The sequence below is a fragment of the Micromonospora mangrovicola genome, assembly GCF_047200535.1.
Lineage (GTDB): Bacteria > Actinomycetota > Actinomycetes > Mycobacteriales > Micromonosporaceae > Micromonospora.
In genome coordinates, this window is sequence record NZ_JBJZOG010000072.1 from 1 (window position 1) to 20,535 (window position 20,535).

The following is a 20,535-nucleotide window of genomic DNA, read 5'->3' on the forward strand; positions in this document are numbered from 1 at the left end:
TCTTCGCGGCGGTGGCCTTGTTCGCGGTGGTCGTCTTCTTCGCGGCGACCGCCTTGCCGGTCGGGCGACGGGCGGGCGTGGCGGTGGTGGCCGCGGTCGCCTTCTTCCTCGCCACCCGGGCGGTCGTAGCAGTGGGCTTCCCGCCCGGGGTCTTGGCCGCGGTCGCCCCGGTCGCCCGCCTGGTGGCGGTCGCGACCTTCTTCGCCGCGGCCTTGTTCGGCATCGGGGCCTTGCGCGCCCCGGTGGCCTTTCGGGCGCTTCTCGGTCTGGTGGCCGCCTGGGCCATCGCTCCTCCTCGCGGTCCCGCCGCGACCGGACCGGTGGTGGGCGTGGTCCGGCGATGCCGGGCCGATTCGGCCCGCGCGGCGCGCGTGTCTTCCCGCCGGGTCGGTGCTCAAACACGCCGGGTGGGCGGGTTGCCGCCCGATGGTGCAAAGACGGCGTGGACACCGACATCGAGCACCGCCTCGCCGTGGCAGCCGCGGCGTCCGCCCGGGGTGGACCGCGCCCGCGCGGTGCCGCGGACCGCGCTGACCGGGGTGACCGGCACGTCCCCGACCGTCGTGGAGACGGAACGCGCCACGCTGCCGCGATCGGGGTGACGAGTAATTGGCCCAGTGATCGGCGTGCGAATCGGCCCTCCAGATGGGCCGATCGGGGCCCTAGCGTCGGTGGCGCAACCGCTTCCGCGAAGGGACCGAGAACGATGACGACCGCCGACATGTGGTTCGACCCGCGCTGCCCGTGGGCCTGGAACGCCTCCCGGTGGCTGCTGGAGGTGGAGCGGGTACGCGACGTGCGGGCCCGCTTCCACGTGATGAGCCTGGCCGTGCTCAACGAGGGGCGTGAAGGGCTGGAGGAGTGGTACCGGGAGTGGTTGAAGCCCGGCATGGGTCCGGTCCGGGTCTGCGTGGCCGCCGAGCAGAAGTACGGCGCCGAGGTGCTGCGCGACCTCTACACCGCGCTGGGCGACCGGATCCACCACGGGCGGGCGCCGATCGGCCGGGAGCTGTACGTCGCGGCGCTGACCGAACTCGGCCTGCCCGTGGAGCTGGCCGACGCGGCTGACTCCACGGACCACGACGAGGCCCTGCTCGCCAGCCACCACGCCGGCCTGGAACCGGTCGGCGAGGACCTCGGCACGCCGACCATCCACGTCACCGACGCCGACGGCCGGGTGAACGCGTTCTTCGGGCCGGTGGTGGCACCGCACCCGCGGGGCGAGGCCGCCGGCCGACTCTGGGACGGCGTGCTGCTGGTGTCCGGCACCGACGGCTTCTTCGAGCTGAAGCGGGCGCGTACCCGCCGGCCGATCGAGCACTGAGCCGTGCCCGGTCGCCTGCTGCCCGCGCCCGGACCGGCCCGCACCCTCGCCCTGGCCCAGCTGGCCAACTCCGTCGGTGACGGCGCGTTCCTCGTCACCTCCGCGCTCTACTTCACCCAGGTGGTCGGGTTGACCCCCGGACAGGTCGGGTTCGGGCTCTCCGTCGGCTGGGCGGCCGGCCTGCTCGCCGGCGTGCCGGCGGGCCACGCGGCCGACGGCAGGGACGCCCGGACGGTGGCGGTGCTGCTGGCCGCCGCCACCGGGCTCGCCGTCGCCGGGTTCCTGCTGGTCCGACAGCCGGCCGGGTTCGCGCTGGTGGCCTGCGTCTACGCCGGCTGCCAGACCGCCCTGGCGGCGGTCCGCCAGGCGCTGCTGGCCCGGCTGGTCGAGCCGGAACGGCGGACCGGGGTGCGGGCCCGGCTCCAGTCGGTGGTCAACGCCGGGCTCGGCCTGGGCGCGGCCATCGGTGGCCTGGCGTTGTGGGCGCACACCGCCGGGGCGTACCGGACGGTGCTGGTGCTGGACGCCGCTGCCTTCCTCGGCGCGGCCGTCCTGCTGCGGCGGCTCCCGGCCCGGCGCGGACCGGCTGCCCGGCCCGGGTCCGGCGGCGGCCGCCGGGCGGTGTTCCGCGACCGGCGGTACGCCCTGCTGACCGCGCTGAACGCGGTGATGATGCTGTACCTGCCGCTGCTCAGCCTGGTGCTGCCGCTCTGGGTGGCGCGGCGCACGGCGGCCCCGTCCTGGCTGGCCGCCGCGTTGCTGGTGGTGAACACCGTGGCGGTGATGCTGGCCCAGGTGCGGATGGCCCGTCGGGTGGTGGATCCGCCCACCGCGGTGCGGTCGCTGCGGCGCGCCGGAGCCGCCATGGCCGTCGCCAGCGGGCTGTTCGCCCTGTCCGCCGCCTCCGCCGTGCCCTGGCTGGCCGCGGGGATCCTGCTGCTCGGCGCCGGCGCCCAGGTCTACGCGGAGATGGCGCACGGCGCCGGGGCGTGGCAGCTCAGCTTCGACCTGGCCCCGGTCGACCGGCACGGGCTGTACCAGGGCTTCTTCGGCAGCGGCGTGCCGGTGGCCCGGATGCTCGGCCCGGTGCTGCTGACCTGGCTGATCGTCGACGGAGGCGGGGTGGGCTGGTTGGCCTTCGCGGTGCTCTACGCGGGTGCGGCGGCCGGCGCCGGGCTGCTCGTGCGGGGGCGGGCGCGGCGGTCGGTGGCGGTGCCGGCTCTGCCGGCGCCGGGAAGCTGAACCGCGGCCGGGCCGGCCGGCGGAGCGGTGGTCCGCCCGGCCCCGGCAGCCCCTACTCCGGCGGCAGGTCGACCGGCAGCGGCACCGGCCGTTTCGCCACCCGGTCGTCGCCGGAGGACCGCCCGCGCAGATGCCGCCCCAGCCAGGGCAGCAGGTGCCGCCGGGTCCAGGCCAGCTCGGCCCGGACCACCACGTGACGGGGCCGTCGGACGGCCATGGGCAGCGGCCGCGACCACGCGTCGTCGTAGCCGGACAGGCCGGCGGTGTGCGCGAGCGCGGCGGCGATCCGTACGTGCCCGGCCGTGTTGGCGTGCAGCCGGTCGTCACTCCACAGCCGAGGATCCGAGGCGACCGGGTGCGCGCCGAGGTCGAGCAGGGTGGCTCCGGTCTCGGCGGTGACCGCCCGGACGGCGGCGTTGAGCGTCAGCACCCGGCCGCGCAGCGGACGGGCGATCGGCATCACCGGCACCGGGTCGGGCAGGGTGAAGGTGAGCACCGTCGCGCCCTGGTCGACCAGCGCCCGCTGCATCGCGCCCAGATCCTCGGCCACCCGGTCGGCGTCGAACGACGGCCGGAGCACGTCGTTCATCCCGGCCACCACGGTGGCCAGGTCCGGGGCCAGGTCGAGTGCCACGGGCAGCTGCTCCGACCGGATCCGGCCGGTGGTCCGGCCCCGGATCGCGAGGTTGGCGTACTCCAGGCCGCCCTGGGCGCGGGCCACCGCGTGGGCGAACCGGTCCGCCCAGCCCCGGTAGCCGCCCGCACCGTCCGGATCGTCCAGCCCCTCGGTGGTGCTGTCGCCGATGGCCACGTACCGCTGCCACATCACGACCGCCAGCTTACGGACGGTGCCGGCGGTGGTCCGCAGCCGGCGGCGGGTAACCGCGCCACCGCGCCGGCCGTTAGCCTGGCAGGGTAGATGGACCTGACCACGGGGACACTCACCGGCGTGACGGGGCGTGCCGGATGAGCCCGACCCGACGCCACCTCGATCCGGACCAGGTCCGCCGCTATCTCGCCGCGTCGCTCGGCCCCGGGCCCCGGGTGACCGGGTGCGGGCCGCTGACCGGCGGTGGCTTCGCCGCGGTCTGGTGGGTGACCCTGGACGACGGGCGGTCCGTGGTGCTCAAGGTGGGCCCGCCGCCGCAGGTGCCGCTGCTGCGCTACGAGCACGACATGATCGGAGCCGAGGCGCGCTACCTGCGGATGGTCGCCGCGCGGGTCCCCAGCGTGCCCGTTCCGCCGTTGCTGCACCACGGCAGCGACCCAGAGCTGGGCGACTGGCTGCTCACCGGCCTGCTGCCCGGCCGCACCCTGTGGGAGCTGACCCAGGCCGGCGCCGACACCGACGAGGTCCGGATCCAGTTCGGGGTCGCCCTGGCCGCGCTGCACGGCGTCACCGGCGACCGGTACGGCTACGACTGCGGCCGCGCCGGCGGCACCACGTGGCGGGCGGCGTACCCGGCCATGTTGGACGACCTGCTCGCCGACGCGGCGGACTGGCGGGTGCCGCTGCCGGTGCCCGCGGCCCGGATCCGCGAACTGGTGGAGCGGCACGCCACCGTGCTCGACGCGGTACGCCGCCCGGCCCTGCTGCACTTCGACGGCTGGGCGGGCAACGTGCTCGCCGTCGACGGCCCGGACGGCACGCCGCGGCTCGCCGGCCTGGTCGACGGCGAGCGTCACCTCTGGGGCGACCCGCTGATGGACCTGGTCTCGCCGCTGCTGTTCCGGCGTACCGAGGACGAGCCGGACGAGCCGCTCGTCCGGGCGTACCGGACCATCGCGCCGTTCCCCCTGGACGCCGCGGTGCGTCGCCGGCTCGGCCTGTACCGGCTGTACCTCTACCTGCTCATGACGGTGGAGATGCCCAGCCGCGGCATCACCGCGGAGTCCGACCCGTGGCGGGTGGCCCGCCTCGCGGAACTGCTCGACCAGGAGTTGGCCGACCTCGACAAGCCCTGAGGCGGCTACAGCCAGCCCGAACGACGGAACAGCCGGTGCAGGGTGAGCGCGGCCGCCGCCATCACCAGCAACGCGGCGGCGTAGCCGTACCGCCAGCCCAGTCCGGGCAGGTGGCTGAAGTTCATTCCGTAGATGCCGGCCACCGCGGTCGGCACGGCGGCGATCGCCGCCCACGCCGCGATCTTCCGCATGTCGTTGTTCTGGTCGACGGCGAGTTGCGCCAGCCGGGACTGGAGGATCGAGTTGAGCAGGTCGTCGTAGGAGCCGATCCGGTCCACCGCCCGGGTGAGCCGACCCTCCACGTCGACGAACCAGCGGAGCAGCGCCGGCGGCGGGCCGTCGCCGCGCCGGTCCAGCAGCGCGCGCAGCGGCGCCTGCAACGGCAGCACCGCCCGCTTGAACTCCACCACCTCCCGTTTGAGCTGGTAGATGTGCTGGATGTCGGCGCTGCGGTCGCGGGCGAAGACGCTTTCCTCGACCCGCTCCAGGTCCTTCTCCAGGTGCCCGGCGACCTCCAGATAGAGATCGACCATCCGGGCGCAGACCGCGTACCCGACGGCCCACGGCCCTTCGGCCAGCACCCCCGGGCGGCCCTGGATGTCCGCCCGGGCCGGGGCGAGCGCGCCGGCCGCGCCGTGCCGGACGGTGATGACGAACCGGTCGCCGACAAAGACCATCACGTCGCCGGTGTCGATCACCTCGGAGGTGGCGGTCAGCTCGTCGTGCTCGACGTAGCTCGCCGTGCGCAGCACCAGCAGGGTCACCTCGCGGTGGCGCTGCACCGTCGGGCGGTGCCCGTCGGCGAGGGCCTGCGCGACGCTCAACTCGTCCAGCCCGAAGGTGCGCCCGACCGCCGCCATCACCGCCGCGCCCGGCTCGTGCAGGCCCAACCAGACGAACGCCCGCCGGTGGCGCCGGGCCCGCGCGTACGCGTCCGCGTAGTGCGGCCGGCCCGGCTCCCGCCGGCCCGCCAGGTATACCGCGCAGTCCACCACGGCGTCCGGGTTGGCCCGGCGGGGGGCGGGCACCGTCGCCGCGTCGCCGGGGCGCCGGAGCAGCCGGGCGAGGACGGTGGGCAGCCGGCGTCGACTCCCGGTGCTGCGTATCGTCGACCGGTCCACCGTGCACCTCCTTCGGCAACTCCGGTCGGCGCGTCTGGTGCCGCGCCCCGACCTGGAGCCGCCGTCCGCCGGACACCGACGGCCTACCGTACGGGGTGGACGCCCGGTGGTGGTGTCGGGCCGGCGTCAGCGGGTGGCGGTGGCGAAGACCACGATGTTGTCCGGGTAGCTGCCGGTGTGCGGGTTGAACCGGCCGCCGCAGGTGATCAGGCGCAGCCGGGCGTCGCCGTCGCCGCCGTACACCCGCTCGGTGGGAAAGTGTTCCTTCGGGTACGCCTCGACACCGTCCACGGTGAACCGTGCGACGCGGCCGTCGTCGCGGGTGATCCGCACGGTGTCACCGGGACGGAGCCGGCCCAGCTCGAAGAAGACTGCCGGCCCGCGCTGCGAGTCGACATGGCCGACCACGACGGCGTTGCCCGCCTCGCCCGGGGTGGGGCCGGGCCGGTACCAGCCGGCGATCTCCGGATGGTCCAGCGGTGGCACCTCCAGGGCGCCGTTGTCGTCGGTGGCCACCGGGACGATGTCGGCGTCGACGCCGATGCGGGGGATCGTGATCCGGACCGGCTCGGAGCGGGGGAGCAGCGGGCCGGGCGAGCCGGTGCGTTCCGCGGTGGGCGCGACCGACGCGCCCGGCTGCGGCGGTCGCGTCGAGTTGGTGCCGAGACCTGCGGAGAGCAGGCCGGCCCCGGTCGCACCGGCCAGGATGACGGCGGCGACGACCGCGAAGGTGCGGGCCCGCGTCGGCCCGCGTGCGGGGCTGTGCGGCGGCGACAGCTTCCCACCTCCGTCCGACGTGGGCGCGGTGCCCGCGCCGGCTGCGCCGGCGCGGGCATCCTCCGCCAAGGGATGGTGTGGCGGTGGTTCAGGCGACGACCGTGCCACGCCTACGGCGGCGCACCATCACGTACGTGCCGCCGGCGAGCGCCGCGGCGGCCAGCGCGCCGCCGGCGAGCAGCACGCCGGTGTCCCCGTCCGTGCCGCCGGCGCCGGCCTGGGCGCCGCCGATCGGGGTGACGGTGAAGCTGGCCGAGCCGCCGTTGCTGCCGTCGCCGCAGGTGGCGGTCACGGTGTACGTGCCGAGGGTGAACCCGGCGGTGAAGAGTTCGGCGCTGAGCCCGCCGCCGGCCGCAGCGGTGGTGGACCGGACGTTCTCGTCCCGATCGGGTCCGGTGACGCGGAAGATCGCGTCGCCGGACTTCGGGTTGCAGGTCGTGGTGAGCACGACGGTCCCGCCGACCGGGGTGGTTGCTGGTGAGACGGTGGTGTCCGCGAGCGCGGCGGCCGGAAGCAGCAGTGCGCCGAGGCCCACGCCGACCGCCGCCGATCCGAGTACTGACTGTGCCTTCATCCGCGTCTTCCCTCACTTTTCGTCCGCTGTCTGCGTGGGACGTCGTTCGGGTGGCCAACTCCGTGACAAGCACCGGTGTGGCCAACACTAGGAGGGTTGCGGTGATGACTCGGCGTAATTGAGAAATCTTCGTTGCCGTCCCGCGTTCCCGGTCGGGGCTCGGCGTGGTGGACATGCCCGACCAGTGCGGTCATCCCGCCCCGGGAGCTCGTGCCCGCTCGCGCGGAACGTCCCGTCGGCCGGCTCGGCGGCGGGTTCTGTCCAGTTTCCGCCCCGGCGACCTCAGCTGAGCCGCATCGTCACGTAGGCGACGTCCTCGCCCTCCGGCAGGTATCGCGACACCTCGGCGAAGCCCTGCGCGTACGCGAAGCGTGTCCCGTCCACGTTCGACTCCCAGACGATCGTCTCGATCCGGTCCGCCCCCAGCGCCCGGGCCTGTGCCAGCGAGCGGGCGTAGAGCTGCCCGCCGAAGCCCCGCCGTCGCCAGGGCGGCAGCACCCGGACGATCACCGTCGCGGTCGCGTCCGTAGGCGTCGGTGGGCGCACGGTCGTACACCCCACGGCCACGCCGTCCAGGTACGCGACCTCCAACCGGTTACGGGACAGCCGGTCCCGCACCTCGTCGGGGCTCAGCGGGTCGGCCGGGATGACCTGATTGTGGACGCGGCGCCAGTCCTCGGCCTCGGCCGGGCTCTGCACGGGGGTGACGTGAAGGTCGGACACGATGGCAGCGAAGCCGATCCGGCCTGCCACGTCAACGCCGCTGCGCTTCGCGCCTGCCGTTCGGCGTCCGGAAGGGACCGTTCGCCGCAGCCGACCGACCACTCCCGGCGACTGCGCCGTCACTCAGCTCGCGGCTGTGAGCAGCGAGAACTACAGTCGGCAGGAGTACCGCCGGATAGATCGCGGCACATGTCATGGTGAGGAGCGAGCCGATGACCAAACCTGACGGCGTCGAGGTCACCGGCGCCCACCGACCCGGGTACGACGAGATCCTCACCGCCGAGGCGCTGGCCTTCCTCGCCGACCTGCACCGCACGTTCGACGCGCGCCGCCGGGACCTGCTGGATCGCCGGCGCCGACGCGACGCCGAGCTGGCCGACGGCGGCACCCTGGACTTCCTGCCCGAGACCCGCGAGGTCCGCGAGTCCGGGTGGCGGGTCGCCGCGCCGGCCCCCGGCCTGGTCGACCGTCGGGTGGAGATCACCGGCCCGACCGACGCGAAGATGACCATCAACGCGTTGAACTCCGGGGCCAAGGTCTGGCTGGCCGACCTGGAGGACGCCAACACGCCGCTCTGGGACAACGTGGTCTCCGGCCAGCTCAACCTGCGCGACGCGATCGACGGCAAGCTGGAGTTCACCTCACCCGAGGGCAAGCGGTACGCCCTGCACGACGGCGACCTGGCCACCATCGTGGTCCGCCCGCGCGGCTGGCACCTCACCGAGAAGCACATCCTGGTCGACGGGGAACGCACCTCCGGCAGCCTGGTCGACTTCGGGCTCTACATCTTCCACTGCGCCCGCCGCCAGCTCGACCGGGGCGCCGGGCCCTACTTCTACCTGCCGAAGATGGAGAGCCACCTCGAGGCGCGACTGTGGAACGACGTGTTCGTCCACGCCCAGGACCGGCTCGGGATCCCCCGCGGCACGATCCGGGCCACCGTGCTGATCGAGACCTTCCCGGCCGCGTTCGAGATGGACGAGATCCTCTACGAGCTGCGCGAACACTCCGCCGGGCTGAACGCCGGCCGGTGGGACTACATGTTCAGCGTGATCAAGAAGTTCCGGACCCGGGGAGCGGACTTCCTGCTGCCCGACCGGAACGCGGTCACCATGACCGTGCCGTTCATGCGCGCGTACACCGAGCTGCTGGTGCGGACCTGCCACCGGCGCGGCGCACACGCCATCGGCGGGATGGCCGCCTTCATCCCCAGCCGGCGGGACCCGCAGGTCAACGAGACCGCGCTGGCCAAGGTCCGGGACGACAAGACCCGCGAGGCCGGCGACGGCTTCGACGGTTCCTGGGTCGCCCACCCGGACCTGGTGCCGGTCTGCCGCGAGGTCTTCGATCGGGTCCTCGGCGACCGGCCGAACCAGCTCGACCGCACCCGCGACGAGGTCCGGGTGACCGCCGCGGAGCTGCTCGACGTCCGGTCCACCCCCGGCGGGCACACCGAGACGGGGCTGCGCAACGCGGTCAGCGTGGGCGTGCAGTACCTGGCCGCCTGGCTGCGCGGCTCCGGTGCGGTGGCCATCTTCAACCTGATGGAGGACGCCGCCACCGCGGAGATCTCCCGCAGCCAGGTATGGCAGTGGCTGCACAACGGGGTGACCCTCGACGACACCGGCGAAAGGGTCACCCGCGAGCTCGTCGAACGCATCGCCGACGAGGAGATCGGCAAGCTACCCGGCGACCCGGGCGACTACGCCGAGGCCCGGACGCTGTTCATGGAGGTCGCCGTCGCCGACGACTTCGCCGAGTTCCTCACCGTTCCGGCGTACGAACGAATGCCCTGAGGCGACGGGACGACGCGACGCGGAGGTGGGGGCGATGAGCACGACCACGACGGACATCGAGGCTCTCGCCGCCGCCCTGCGGGCCGCGATCGGCGCCGAGCGGGTGATCAGTGACCGGCAGCAGCTGCGCACCTACGAGTGCGACGGGCTGGCCCAGTACAAGGTGGTTCCCGCCCTGGTGGCGCTGCCCGACGACGCCGCGCAGTGCGCCGCGGTGGTCCGTGCCTGCGTGGCCGCCGGCGCGCCGTTCGTCGCCCGCGGCTCCGGCACCGGCCTCTCCGGCGGGGCGTTGCCGCACGCCGACGGCGTCCTGGTCGTCACCTCCCGGATGCGCGAGATCGTCGAGGTCGCGCCCGACGACGAGCGGGCCGTGGTGCAGCCCGGCGTGATCAACCTGGCGGTCAGCCGGGCCGCCGACCCGCACGGCTACTACTACGCGCCCGACCCGTCCAGCCAGCAGATCTGCTCCATCGGCGGCAACGTCGCGGAGAACTCCGGCGGCGCGCACTGCCTGAAGTACGGCTTCACCACCCACCACGTCACCGGGCTGGAGGTCATCACCCCCGACGGCGAGCGGGTGCGCCTCGGCGGCCGCGCCCCGGACGCGCCCGGCTACGACCTGCTCGGCGCGTTCATCGGCTCCGAGGGCACCCTCGGCATCGCCACCGAGGTGACCGTCCGGCTCACCCGGCTGCCGGAGTCGGTGCGCACCCTGCTGGCCGCGTTCGACACCGTCGACCAGGCCGGCGCGGCCACCTCGGCGATCATCGCGGCCGGGGTGGTGCCCGCCGCCGTGGAGATGATGGACGCGCTGGCCATCTCCGCCGCCGAGGCGGCCGTGCACTGCGGCTACCCGGCCGGCGCCGGGGCGGTGCTCATCGTGGAGCTGGACGGCCCGGCACCCGAGGTCGACGCCCAGTTCGCCCAGGTGGAGGCGCTCTGCCGGGACAACCGGGCGTTCGAGATCCGGATCGCCGCCGACGACGCCGAACGGGCGCTGTTCTGGAAGGGCCGCAAGTCCGCGTTCGCCGCCGTCGGCCGGATCAGCCCCGACTACATCGTCCAGGACGGGGTGATCCCGCGCACTGCCCTGCCCGAGGTGCTGCGCCGCATCGGTGACCTGTCGGCCGAACGCGGCATCCGGGTGGCCAACGTCTTCCACGCCGGCGACGGCAACCTGCACCCCCTCGTGCTCTTCGACGCCGCCGCCGAGGGGCAGGCCGAACGCGCCGAGGAGGTCTCCGGCGCGATCCTCGACCTCTGCGTACGCCACGGCGGCTCGATCACCGGCGAGCACGGCGTCGGCTTCGACAAGGCCAAGTACCTGCCGCGCATGTTCACCGACGACGACCTGGACACGATGCACCTGCTGCGCTGCGCCTTCGACCCGGCCGGGCTGGCCAACCCCGGCAAGGTCTTTCCGACCCCCCGGCTCTGCGGGGAGATCCCCGGCCGGCGCAAAGGGGTCCACCCGGCGCAGCAGACCGGCCTGGCGGAGGTGTTCTGATGCCCGCCGACCGCACCCTCGACCGCCTCCGCGCCGCGTGCCACGCCGCCGAACCCGTCCCCGCCGGCCCCGCCCGCGGTGACCGCGACGACGACGCCGAGCCGGTCCGGGCGGCGGGGGAGGGGGATGCCGTCGCCGGCGTCCCGGCCCGGTACGTCGCCGCCCCGCGCGACACCGCCCAGGCCGCGGCCGTGCTGCGGGCCGCCGCCGAACTCGACCTCGCCGTCACCGTCTGCGGCGGCGGCACGAAACAGGAGTGGGGCAGCCCGCCCCGTCGCCTCGACCTGATCCTCGACACCACCGGCCTGACCGGCGTGGTCGAACACGCCGCCGGTGACCTGATCACCGTGGTCCGCGCGGGCACCCGCCTGGACGCCCTCGCCGCCACCCTGGCCGGCGCCGGCCAGCAGCTCGCCCTCGACGCGCCGCTGCCCGGCGGCACCGTCGGCGGGGCCGTCGCCACCAACACCGCCGGCCCCCGCCGGCTGCTCTACGGCACCCCGCGCGACCTGCTCATCGGCGTGACCCTGGTGCGCGCCGACGGGGTGGTCGCGCACGCCGGCGGCAAGGTGGTCAAGAACGTCGCCGGCTACGACCTGGCCAAGCTCGTCGCCGGGGCGTACGGCACGCTCGGCCTGGTCGCCGAGGCGGCGTTCCGGCTGCACCCGCTCCCGGCGGCCGTCGCGTACGTCTCCCGCAGCGCCGACGACGCGGCCGGGGCCGCCCGGCTGGCCGCCACCGTCCGCGCCGCGCAGCTCGTGCCGGCCGCCCTGGAGGTGGCCGCTGCGCCCGACGGCCCGGCCACGGTCACCGTGCTGCTGGAGGGCACCCCGGCCGGGGTGGCCGCCCGGACCGACGCCGCCCGCCGGCTGCTCGGCGCCGATGCCGCCGTCACCGACCGGGCACCCGACGGCTGGGGCCGGCTGCCCTGGCGGGACGGGGGCACCGGGCTGAAGCTGACCGGCGCGCTCTCCGGCGTACCCGGACTGCTGGCCGGCGCCCGCGCGGCGGCCGACCGGCACGGCCTGCCGCTGGCGCTGCGCGGCTCGGCCGGCGTCGGCGTCCTCTACGCCGGCCTGCCCGCCAGCGCCGACCCGGAGCGGGTCGCCGCCCTGGTCGACGCGGTGCGCGCGGCGACCGCCACCGCCGGCGGGCACACCGTGGTCCTCACCGCGCCCGCCGCGGTGCGCGACCGGGTCGACCTGTGGGGCCCGGTCGACGGCCTGGCGCTGATGCGCCGGATCAAGCAGCGGTTCGACCCGGACGCCCGGCTGGCGCCCGGCCGGTTCGTGGGAGGGATCTGATGACCGTCCCCCAGCAGCCCGGGCGCACCCCGGTCACCTCGCCCGGCGGCACCCGGCCGGCCAGCGGGCCGTTCGACGCGCTCGCGGCGGCCGCCCGAACCCCCGGCGAGCCCGCCTTCGACGCCCACCACCCGCCCGCCGCCGACCTGATCGCCGACTGCGTGCACTGCGGCTTCTGCCTACCCACCTGCCCCACCTACGTGCTCTGGGGCGAGGAGATGGACTCGCCCCGCGGCCGGATCTACCTGATGAAGCAGGGCCTGGAGGGCGAGCCGCTGACCGACTCGATGGCCACCCACTTCGACCGCTGCCTCGGCTGCATGTCCTGCGTCACGGCCTGCCCCTCCGGCGTGCGCTACGACCGGCTCATCGAGGACACCCGGCAGCAGGTGGAACGCCGGCACACCCGGGGTCCCCGGGAACGGGCGCTGCGGGCGGCCATCTTCGCGTTCTTCCCGTACCCGAGGCGGCTGCGGCTGTTGCGCGGGCCGCTGCGGGCGTACCAGGCCAGCGGGCTGGGCCGGCTGCTGCGCCGTAGCGGGCTGCTGGACCGGCTCGCCCCCACCCTGGCGGCGGTGGAGTCCCTCGCCCCGCCGCTGCGCCGGCCGCCCCGGCTGCCCGCCCGGCTGCCGGCCGAAGGTCCCCGGCGGGCCGTGGTCGGCATGCTCACCGGTTGCGTGCAGGGCGCGTTCTTCCCCGAGGTCAACGCCGCCACCGCCCGGGTGCTCGCCGCCGAGGGCTGCGACGTGCTGATCCTGCCCGACCGGCAGGGCTGCTGCGGGGCGCTGAGCGTGCACAACGGACGCGACGAGGAGGCCCGCCGCTTCGCCCGGCGGCTGCTTGACACCTTCGCCGCGGCGGGCGTCGACTTCTTCGTGGTCAACGCCGCCGGGTGCGGCTCCACCCTCAAGGAGTACGCCGACCTGCTCCGCGACGACCCCCGCTACGCCGGGCCGGCCGCCGACTTCGCCGGCCGGGTGCGCGACCTGTCGGAGCTCCTCGACGAACTGGGCCCGGTCGCGCCCCGGCACCCGCTGCCGGTGACCGTCGCCTACCACGACGCCTGCCACCTCGGCCACGCCCAGGGTGTCCGCGAGCAGCCCCGCCGGCTGCTGCGCGGCATTCCGGGGCTGGAGGTGCGGGAGATCGCCGATCCGGAGCTGTGCTGCGGCTCGGCGGGCATCTGGAACCTGCTCCACCCCGGGCCGGCCGCCGAACTCGGCGACCGCAAGGCCCGCACCGTACTGGCCACCGGGGTGCGGTTGCTCGTCACCGCCAACCCCGGTTGCCTCATGCAGGTCGCCGCCTCGGTGACCCGCGCCGGCGGCAACCTCGCGCTGGCCCACACCGCCCAGGTCCTCGACGCGTCGATCCGTGGACAGGGCGTCGAGGAGTTGCTGACCGGAAGGGCACCTTCCTGACGCCTCCGCTGGAGGAAGGGCCCCCGCTTAACGCTCACCACCCGTCCCAGAAGCGTTGAGGTGATCCATGTTCGATCAGTTCACCGTCGTCACCGATCCGGTCGGCGACTCCGTCGCGCTCTCGGCGATCTTCGCGGTCCTTCCCCTGCTCACCCTCTTCGTCCTGCTCGGCGTGCTGAAGGTGAAAGCCTGGCTGGCCGGGCTGATCTCCCTCGCCGTCGCCCTGGTTGTGGCGGTCGCCGTCTACGCCATGCCGGTCGGGCAGGCGGTCCTGTCCGCCACCGAGGGCGGCGCCTTCGGCTTCTTCCCGATCCTGTGGATCGTCATCAACGCGATCTGGGTCTACAACCTGACCGTCGAGAGCGGACACTTCGACGTGTTGCGCCGCTCCTTCGAGCGGGTCAGCCCGGACATGCGGATCCAGGCGATCATCATCGCGTTCTGCTTCGGCGCGCTGCTGGAGGCCCTCGCCGGTTTCGGCACCCCGGTCGCGATCACCGTGGTGATGCTGATGGCGCTGGGTTTCCGCCCGATCCACGCGGCTTCGGTGGCGCTGCTGGCCAACACCGCGCCGGTTGCCTTCGGCGCCCTCGCCACCCCGATCGTCACCCTGGCCAGCGTCACCAGCGGCGCCAACGTCGACGCCCGGCTGACCGTGGACACCCTCGGCGCGATGGTCGGCCGGCAGACCCCGATCCTCGCGGTGATCGTACCGCTGATGCTGGTCGCGCTGGTCGACGGGCGGCGCGGCATCCGGCAGACCTGGCCGGCCGCGCTGGTCGCCGGGGTGAGCTTCGGCCTGGCGCAGTTCGTCGCGGCCAACTTCATCTCGGTGCCGCTGACGGACATCGTCGCCGCGCTGGTGTCGGCCGCCGCCGTGGTGCTGCTGGTCCGGGTGTGGCACCCGCAGACCCCCGCCGATCTGGGTCGTGAGCCGGCCACCGTGCCGGCCGCTCGGGGGCCCGCCGAGGCCGAGCCGGCCGAGGGCGGCGCGGTCCGCGCCGCCGCCGGCTCCCGCTCCGGTACGACCACCGCCGCGCCCGGGCTGGGCGGCTCCGGGGGCGAGACCCCACCGGGCGACCCCCGGATCGGCGAGACGGACCCGGCCGGCCGGCACCGCGCCGCGGACGGCGTCGAGCCCCGCCCCGTCGACCAGCGGCCGATCGCCGCCAGCCCCCGGCTCGCCGACACCCGCGCCGAGGTGTTCCGGGCGTACGCCCCGTACCTGATCATCATCGCGATCTTCTCGATCGCCAACCTCGGCGCGGTGAAGACGGCGCTGGGCAAGGAGCCGTGGACGGTCAAGTTCGCCTGGCCCGGCCTGGACATCCTCGGCGGCAACGGCAAGCCGCTCTCGTCGACCACGTTCACCCTGAACTGGCTGCCCGCCGCCGGCACGCTGATGATCCTGGCCGGCGTGCTCACCGCCCTGGTGCTGCGGCTCTCCGCCGGCCGGGCGCTGCGTGCGTACGGGCGCACCTACGTCGAGCTGCGCTACGCGATCGTCACCGTGATGGCGGTGCTCGCCCTGGCGTACGTGATGAACCAGTCCGGGCAGACCAACACCCTCGGCGCGTTCCTCGCCGCGGCCGGCGGGGCGTTCGTCTTCCTCTCCGCCATCCTCGGCTGGATCGGCGTCGCGGTGACCGGCTCCGACACCTCGGCCAACGCGCTCTTCGGCGCGCTGCAGGTGCAGACCGCGGCCCGGGCCGGGCTCGACCCGGTGCTGCTGGCCGCCGCCAACTCCTCCGGCGGCGTGCTCGGCAAGATGATCAGCCCGCAGAACCTGGCGATCGCCGCCGCCGCGGTCGGCATGGCCGGCCGGGAAGGGGAGATCTTCCGCAAGGTGTTCGGCTGGAGCCTGGTGCTGCTGCTGTTCATGTGCGTGCTGGTCGCGCTGCAGGGCTCGGTGCTGTCCTGGATGGTGCCCTGACCCGCCCGCCCCGGGCGCCCGGCGGGGCGCCCGGGGCACGGGCCGCAGGTGGGGACCAATGGCCCTGAACGCCACCGCCGGCGGCGCGGCACGGTGGGAGCATGAGCACCCGCCCCCGTCCGACCCGTCCCGCCGCGGCCTGCCCGATCCGCCCCGGTGAGCCGTGCACCCTCTGCCAGGTCGACGTCACCGGCCCGCAGGACTGTCCCCTGGTGTGGCTGGTGATGGGCGACGACGAGCTGCGCGAGGGAGTGCACCGCACCCGGCTGGCCGCGCGGGGTCCCCGGCCGGCGACCACCGACACGGCCTGAGGCCGCGGATCAGCGGGCCGGCGGCTCGGGCCGGACCAGGCCCACGTCGTACGCGAAGACCACCGCCTGGATCCGGTCGCGCAGGCCGAGCTTGGTGAGCACCGCCGAGACGTGGGTCTTCACCGTGGCGGTGCTCAGGTACAGCCGCTCCGCGATCTCCGCGTTGGACAGTGCCCGCGCGGTGAGCGTCAGCACCTCAACCTCGCGGGGCGTGAGAGCGGCCAGCCTCCCGGCGTCGGGCGCCGGGCCGGGAAGCTGGTCGACGAACCGGTCCAGCAGCCGTCGGGTCACGGTGGGCGCCAGCAGCGCCTCGCCGCGGGCCACCACCCGCACCGCCTCGGCGAGGTCCGCCGGACGGGTGTCCTTGAGCAGGAACGCGCTGGCGCCGGCGCGCAGCGCCGCGTAGACGTGCTCGTCCAGGTCGAAGGTGGTGAGCATCAGGACGCGCGCGGAGTTGCCGGCGGCGACCAACTCCCGGGTGGCGGTGATGCCGTCCTGCCGGGGCATCCGGACGTCCATCAGCACCACGTCGGGTCTGGTCCGCTGCACCACCGTCACCGCATCGAGGCCGTCGGCGGCCTCCCCGACGACGGTCAGGTCGGGCCGGGCGTCGATGATCATCGCGAGGCCCGTGCGGATCAGGTCCTGGTCGTCGGCGATCACCACGCGGACCGTCACCGGGCCACCGCCACCGGCAGCCGGGCCCGCACCCGGAAGCCCCCGGCCGGCAGCGGAGCGGCTTCCAGCGTGCCACCCAGCAGCCGGGCCCGCTCCCGCATGCCCACGATGCCGCGCCCCTCGCCGCCGGGCCGGCGGGGCGGCGCGGCGCCGTCGTTGACCACCTCCAGGCGCAGCATCCCCTCGTCGTACCGCAGGCTGACCTCGGCCCGGGTGGCGTGGCTGTGCCGCAGCGCGTTGGTCAGCGACTCCTGCACGATCCGGTACGCCGACAACTGGACCCCGCCGGGAAGCTCGTCGGCGACGCCGTCCCGGCTCATCGTCACCGGGAGGCCGACCGCCCGGACCGCGTCGACCAGGGCGTCCAGCTGTGCGAGGCCGGGCTGCGGCCCGTCCGGGTCGGAACCGTCGTCGGTGGCCAGGGCGTGCAGCATCGCCCGCAGTTCGGTGAGCGCGGCCCGGGCGGCCACGTTGATCGACCCGAGCGCGGCGCGGGCCTGCTCCGGGTGCTGGTCGAAGACGTCCTCGGCGGCGGCCGCCTGCACGGCGATGACGGCGACATGGTGGGCCACCACGTCGTGCAGCTCGCGGGAGATCCGGTCCCGCTCCCGGGAGAGCACCTGCCGCTGCCGGTCGCGCCGGCGGTGGGCGTGACCGCGTTGCAGCTCGCCGACGGCCCAGCCGAACCCCAATGCCGTAACCGCGAACAGCAGGTCCCGCCAGCCGCCGGTGGCCAGCTTCCACGGCGTCGGCGCGAGCAGCAGCCCCAGCGCGACCAACGAGAGCCGGGGCGGACGTAGCCGCGCCACGTACGCCAGCGGCGCGGCGACGAAACCGAGCCAGCCCAGCTGGGGGGCGAGCGCCTCCAGACCGATCCCGGCGAGCGCGGCCACCGCCAGGGCGTACCCCGGTCGGCGGCGGATCCACAGCAGACAGCTGGCCTGCACGGCGGCGAGACCGACCACGGCGGCGGTCCCGGTGGCGGTGTCGGGGCCGGCCCCCGGGGTGAGTGCCACGGTCAGGGCGATGCCGAGGAGCGCCGCGGCGAGGCCGCCGTCGATCAGCAGCAGGACGCGGGTGCGGGGCGGGCAGGTCACAGTCCGGATGGTAGGTGGCGGCCCGGCCCGACCTCATCGGTCGCGAGACGGAGATCGCCGGCGGAATCCGGTCCGCGGGACGGACCGGCGAACCGGCCCGCGGCGCGATCCGGGGAGCCGGCCCGCACGCCTAGCGTCCGCCTGGATGTCGCCTGCCGATCCGAAACCGGAGGTACCTGCCGATGAAGACCGCCACCACCGCAACGAGGTCGCCCGCCCCCACCGCCCGGCCGGGCCGCCGGCGCCGTCGGTCGCTGGCGGTGCTCGCCGCCACCGCCGCCACCCTGGTCGTCTGGATCGTCGCGGTACCCCTCGCCGGGGTGGATCTGGTGGCCCGCACGGGCGGGGCCGAGCAGACCGTCACGCCGGTCGCGGTGGGCGTCGCCACGCTCGTGGTGAGCCTGGCCGGCTGGGGGCTGCTGGCCCTGCTGGAGCGGTTCACCGCCCGGGCGCGGGCGGCGTGGACCGTCGTCGCCCTGATGGTGCTGCTGGTGTCGCTGCTCGGGCCGTTGGGCGGGGGAGTGGGCGCGGCCGCGACGCTCACCCTGGTCGGGATGCACCTGGCGGCCGGCGCCGTCCTCATCCCGCTGCTGGCCCGCACCGCCGGGCGTTGACCCGCCCGCCGGCCGGCCGGGGATGCCGTGACGGGGCGCGGTCATCCCGGGCCGGGCCGGGCCCGGTCAGCCGGCGCGGGCCGGCAGCGGCTCGTCCGTCTCCAGCAGGGTCTTCAGGCTGGCCAGCAGTTCCGGCCAGCCGCCACTGCCGTCGAGCTGGCCGCTGATCGCCCGGTGCATCTCGCTGTCGGGGGAGAAGTCGTCGTGGGTCACGGTCAGCCGGACCGTCTCGCCGTGCGGTACGAGGTCGAAGGTCACCTTCGACCTCCGCTCGGTGAGCCGGGCCGCCAGCTCCTGCTCGGACCACCCGAAGTGCGCGGCGTGTTCGGGCTGGAAGCCGTGCCAGGTGTAGGCGAGCCGGCGGTACGGCTCGGCCACCAGCACCCGCTGCCCGAGGTCCTTCGGCTCGCCGTCGGGGGAGTCCTGCCAGAGCAGCGGCGAGCCGACCCGCCAGTCGGAGACCAGGGCGGTCCCGCCCCAGTAGCGGCGGGTGAACTCCGGCTCGATCAGTGCCCGCCAGAGCCGCTGGGGCGTGGTCCGGATGTAGGTGGTGTAGACGAACGTCGGGTTCTCCATGGGCTCCCGCTCCAATGCTGTCTGCAGGTCGGCCAGGGCGCGCGCCCGTTCCCGGTGGTACCGGCCGATCCACCGGTCGGCGACGGCGTTGATCGGGGCCGCGTTGAGATGGTGCAGCTTCTCCCGGCCCCGTCGGGTGGTGGTCACCAGTCCGGCCGCCTCCAGCACCGCCAGGTGCTTGCTCACCGACTGCCGGGTCATGTCCAGGCCGGTGCAGAGCTCGCGCAGGCTCTGTCCGGTGCGGGCGTTGAGGCGGTCGAGCAGCCGCCGCCGGCTGGCGTCCGCCAGCGCCCGGAACACCTCGTCCACCCGTCACCGCCTTCCAGACACGCAACCAATCGGTTGCCTGTCTGAACATAGGCAACCGATTGGTTGCGTGTCAACCCACCCGATCGGCGCCCCGCGGCGATGGCCTCAGAACTAGCCTCCTAGGACGCTCTACGCGATGTGGCCCACCCGGGTTGCGGCACGTCGCGGGTTCCGGCTCGCCCGGAGGCACCGGGTTACCGCGAGCCGAGCCGGCCGTCCCCGGACGCCCGCCGGGCGGACCAGGCATCGGCCGGGGGAGCGGGCCGATGAGTCAGCGCTCGGGGACGGGCGCGCCGAGCCGGCCGTCGATCAGCCGGCGGCCGGCGAGGGGAGTACCAGGGTGCCGGCCCGAGGGCGCGACCAGCGCGTCATCCCGGCCGGCTAAGGGAGCAGCCCGGCCCGGCGGGCCGCGACCACGACCTCGAGCCGGGTGTGCGCGCCGAGCTTGCGCATCGCCGAGCGCAGGTAGCTCTTCACCGTCTCCGGGCGGAGCCCGAGCTGCTCGGCCACGTCGGCGTTGGTGCAGCCCAGTGCGACACAGGCCAGCACGTCGGTCTCCCGGGGTGACAGGGGTGCGGCGGCGGGCGGCCGGTCCGGCCGGGCGACCGCGCCGGCGAGGCGGTCGGCGACCGCGTCGAGGCGGTCCCGGAGCTCGGGATCGTCAATCCGGCGCAGCAGGCCACGCAGCTCGGCGTGCGCCTGCCGGACCTGCTCCCACTCCGGGCCGGCCGGATCGGCCGCCGCCGGCGTGGTGCGCAGGGTGGCCAGCGCGGTCCGGGCGGCGTCGGTGTCGGTGAGCCGGCGCTCCAAGTCCCGGGCCACGTCCACGGCGGCGGCCACGAGGCGGTCGCCGAGGCTGAGCCGTTGGCGTACCGCGCCGTAGAGGACCGCGCGGACCCGCCGGTGCACCACCACCGGCACGGCGACCACGGAGCGGAGCCCTTCGGTGCCGACCGGGGCGTCGTACTCGTGGCTGATCGAGCGGGCCAGCGGGTAGTCGTTCACCCGCAGCGGCAGGCCGAGCGCGAGGGCCTTGCCGCCGAGCCCGGCGCCGGCGTGGATGGCCAGCCCGCGCAGCGCGGCCGTGGTGGTGCCGGCCAGTTCGGTGATGGTCATCCGGCCCGGGCCGCCGGGCTGGACCAGGCCGCCGAAGGCGACCGGCAGGCCGGTGCCCCGGCGCAGGGTGAGCAGCGCGGCGCGGAGCTGGTCGGTGTCGTCGCGCGGATACAACTGCGGCACGTTCCCACCTCCCGCCGGCCACCC

At 75.0% G+C, this 20,535-nt stretch carries 19 protein-coding genes and 1 pseudogene; 10 read left to right on the forward strand and 10 right to left on the reverse strand.

The genetic code is table 11. The annotated features are described in order from the left end of the window. Window positions 1-286 (reverse strand): annotated as a pseudogene (locus ACL02O_RS24125) (histone); the annotation flags it as partial. A 420-nt stretch (window positions 287-706) separates the two neighbouring features. Between ACL02O_RS24125 and ACL02O_RS24130 the strand changes: the two are divergent. Together ACL02O_RS24130 and ACL02O_RS24135 are read left to right on the forward strand one after the other, a co-directional pair. Then, window positions 707-1,324 carry a mycothiol-dependent nitroreductase Rv2466c family protein gene (locus ACL02O_RS24130; RefSeq protein ID WP_412820424.1) on the forward strand — a complete coding sequence of 206 codons (618 nt, stop codon included), beginning with the start codon at window positions 707-709 and terminating at the stop codon, window positions 1,322-1,324. Window positions 1,325-1,327: 3 nt separating this feature from the next. Continuing rightward, window positions 1,328-2,566 (forward strand): MFS transporter, encoded by a 1,239-nt coding sequence (locus ACL02O_RS24135; RefSeq protein ID WP_412820425.1) that lies wholly within the window; start codon window positions 1,328-1,330, stop codon window positions 2,564-2,566. A 52-nt stretch (window positions 2,567-2,618) separates the two neighbouring features. On the opposite strand, the gene ACL02O_RS24140 is transcribed toward ACL02O_RS24135, so the two are convergent. Beyond that, window positions 2,619-3,392, reverse strand: coding sequence for an SGNH/GDSL hydrolase family protein (locus tag ACL02O_RS24140; RefSeq protein WP_412820453.1), 774 nt, complete (start codon window positions 3,390-3,392; stop codon window positions 2,619-2,621). A 140-nt stretch (window positions 3,393-3,532) separates the two neighbouring features. Between ACL02O_RS24140 and ACL02O_RS24145 the strand changes: the two genes are divergently transcribed. Next, window positions 3,533-4,531, forward strand: coding sequence for a phosphotransferase family protein (locus ACL02O_RS24145; RefSeq protein WP_412820426.1), 999 nt, complete (start codon window positions 3,533-3,535; stop codon window positions 4,529-4,531). Window positions 4,532-4,536: 5 nt separating this feature from the next. Here ACL02O_RS24145 and ACL02O_RS24150 read toward each other — a convergent pair whose 3' ends face one another. The 4 genes from ACL02O_RS24150 to ACL02O_RS24165 all read right to left on the reverse strand — a co-directional run bounded on the left by ACL02O_RS24150 (window position 4,537) and on the right by ACL02O_RS24165 (window position 7,726). Next, complete coding sequence (locus tag ACL02O_RS24150; RefSeq protein WP_412820427.1) at window positions 4,537-5,652, reverse strand: magnesium and cobalt transport protein CorA; 1,116 nt, start codon at window positions 5,650-5,652, stop codon at window positions 4,537-4,539. A gap of 126 nt (window positions 5,653-5,778) precedes the next feature. Continuing rightward, on the reverse strand, window positions 5,779-6,429 hold the full coding sequence (locus ACL02O_RS24155) for a class F sortase (RefSeq protein ID WP_412820454.1): 651 nt from the start codon (window positions 6,427-6,429) through the stop codon (window positions 5,779-5,781). An 88-nt stretch (window positions 6,430-6,517) separates the two neighbouring features. Continuing rightward, the gene (locus ACL02O_RS24160) at window positions 6,518-7,003 is read right to left on the reverse strand and encodes a hypothetical protein (protein ID WP_412820428.1); all 486 of its coding nucleotides are present in this window, start codon (window positions 7,001-7,003) and stop codon (window positions 6,518-6,520) included. Between the two features lie 282 nt (window positions 7,004-7,285). After that, on the reverse strand, window positions 7,286-7,726 hold the full coding sequence (locus tag ACL02O_RS24165; protein WP_412820429.1) for a GNAT family N-acetyltransferase: 441 nt from the start codon (window positions 7,724-7,726) through the stop codon (window positions 7,286-7,288). Between the two features lie 212 nt (window positions 7,727-7,938). Between ACL02O_RS24165 and aceB the strand changes: the two genes are divergently transcribed. From aceB to ACL02O_RS24195, 6 genes are all read left to right on the forward strand, one after another. Continuing rightward, window positions 7,939-9,522 carry a malate synthase A gene (gene aceB / locus ACL02O_RS24170; RefSeq protein ID WP_412820430.1) on the forward strand — a complete coding sequence of 528 codons (1,584 nt, stop codon included), beginning with the start codon at window positions 7,939-7,941 and terminating at the stop codon, window positions 9,520-9,522. A gap of 34 nt (window positions 9,523-9,556) precedes the next feature. Continuing rightward, entirely contained in the window at window positions 9,557-11,029 is a 1,473-nt protein-coding gene (locus ACL02O_RS24175) for an FAD-linked oxidase C-terminal domain-containing protein (protein WP_412820431.1), read from the forward strand. Further along, window positions 11,029-12,333 carry an FAD-binding oxidoreductase gene (locus ACL02O_RS24180; protein WP_412820432.1) on the forward strand — a complete coding sequence of 435 codons (1,305 nt, stop codon included), beginning with the start codon at window positions 11,029-11,031 and terminating at the stop codon, window positions 12,331-12,333. Before ACL02O_RS24175 ends, ACL02O_RS24180 begins: the two co-directional genes overlap by 1 nt. After that, entirely contained in the window at window positions 12,333-13,754 is a 1,422-nt protein-coding gene (locus tag ACL02O_RS24185; RefSeq protein ID WP_412820433.1) for a (Fe-S)-binding protein, read from the forward strand. Before ACL02O_RS24180 ends, ACL02O_RS24185 begins: the two co-directional genes overlap by 1 nt. Window positions 13,755-13,821: 67 nt before the next feature. Next, on the forward strand, window positions 13,822-15,687 hold the full coding sequence (locus tag ACL02O_RS24190) for an L-lactate permease (RefSeq protein WP_412820434.1): 1,866 nt from the start codon (window positions 13,822-13,824) through the stop codon (window positions 15,685-15,687). A 101-nt stretch (window positions 15,688-15,788) separates the two neighbouring features. Next, window positions 15,789-15,998: a DUF6767 domain-containing protein gene (locus tag ACL02O_RS24195; RefSeq protein WP_412820435.1), complete on the forward strand. Its 210-nt coding sequence runs from the start codon at window positions 15,789-15,791 to the stop codon at window positions 15,996-15,998. A 9-nt stretch (window positions 15,999-16,007) separates the two neighbouring features. Here ACL02O_RS24195 and ACL02O_RS24200 read toward each other — a convergent pair whose 3' ends face one another. Beyond that, on the reverse strand, window positions 16,008-16,676 hold the full coding sequence (locus ACL02O_RS24200) for a response regulator (RefSeq protein WP_412820436.1): 669 nt from the start codon (window positions 16,674-16,676) through the stop codon (window positions 16,008-16,010). Continuing rightward, window positions 16,673-17,773, reverse strand: coding sequence for a sensor histidine kinase (locus ACL02O_RS24205; RefSeq protein WP_412820437.1), 1,101 nt, complete (start codon window positions 17,771-17,773; stop codon window positions 16,673-16,675). Before ACL02O_RS24205 ends, ACL02O_RS24200 begins: the two co-directional genes overlap by 4 nt. A 182-nt stretch (window positions 17,774-17,955) precedes the next feature. Here ACL02O_RS24205 and ACL02O_RS24210 point away from each other — a divergent pair, with 182 nt between their 5' ends. Further along, a complete protein-coding gene (locus ACL02O_RS24210; RefSeq protein WP_412820438.1) occupies window positions 17,956-18,387 on the forward strand; it encodes a DUF6069 family protein in 432 nt (143 codons plus the stop codon). A 66-nt stretch (window positions 18,388-18,453) separates the two neighbouring features. On the opposite strand, the gene ACL02O_RS24215 is transcribed toward ACL02O_RS24210, so the two are convergent. Next, the gene (locus ACL02O_RS24215; protein WP_412820439.1) at window positions 18,454-19,272 is read right to left on the reverse strand and encodes an ArsR/SmtB family transcription factor; all 819 of its coding nucleotides are present in this window, start codon (window positions 19,270-19,272) and stop codon (window positions 18,454-18,456) included. A gap of 381 nt (window positions 19,273-19,653) precedes the next feature. Further along, window positions 19,654-20,511: a helix-turn-helix transcriptional regulator gene (locus ACL02O_RS24220; RefSeq protein ID WP_412820440.1), complete on the reverse strand. Its 858-nt coding sequence runs from the start codon at window positions 20,509-20,511 to the stop codon at window positions 19,654-19,656. Window positions 20,512-20,535 lie beyond the last annotated feature (24 nt).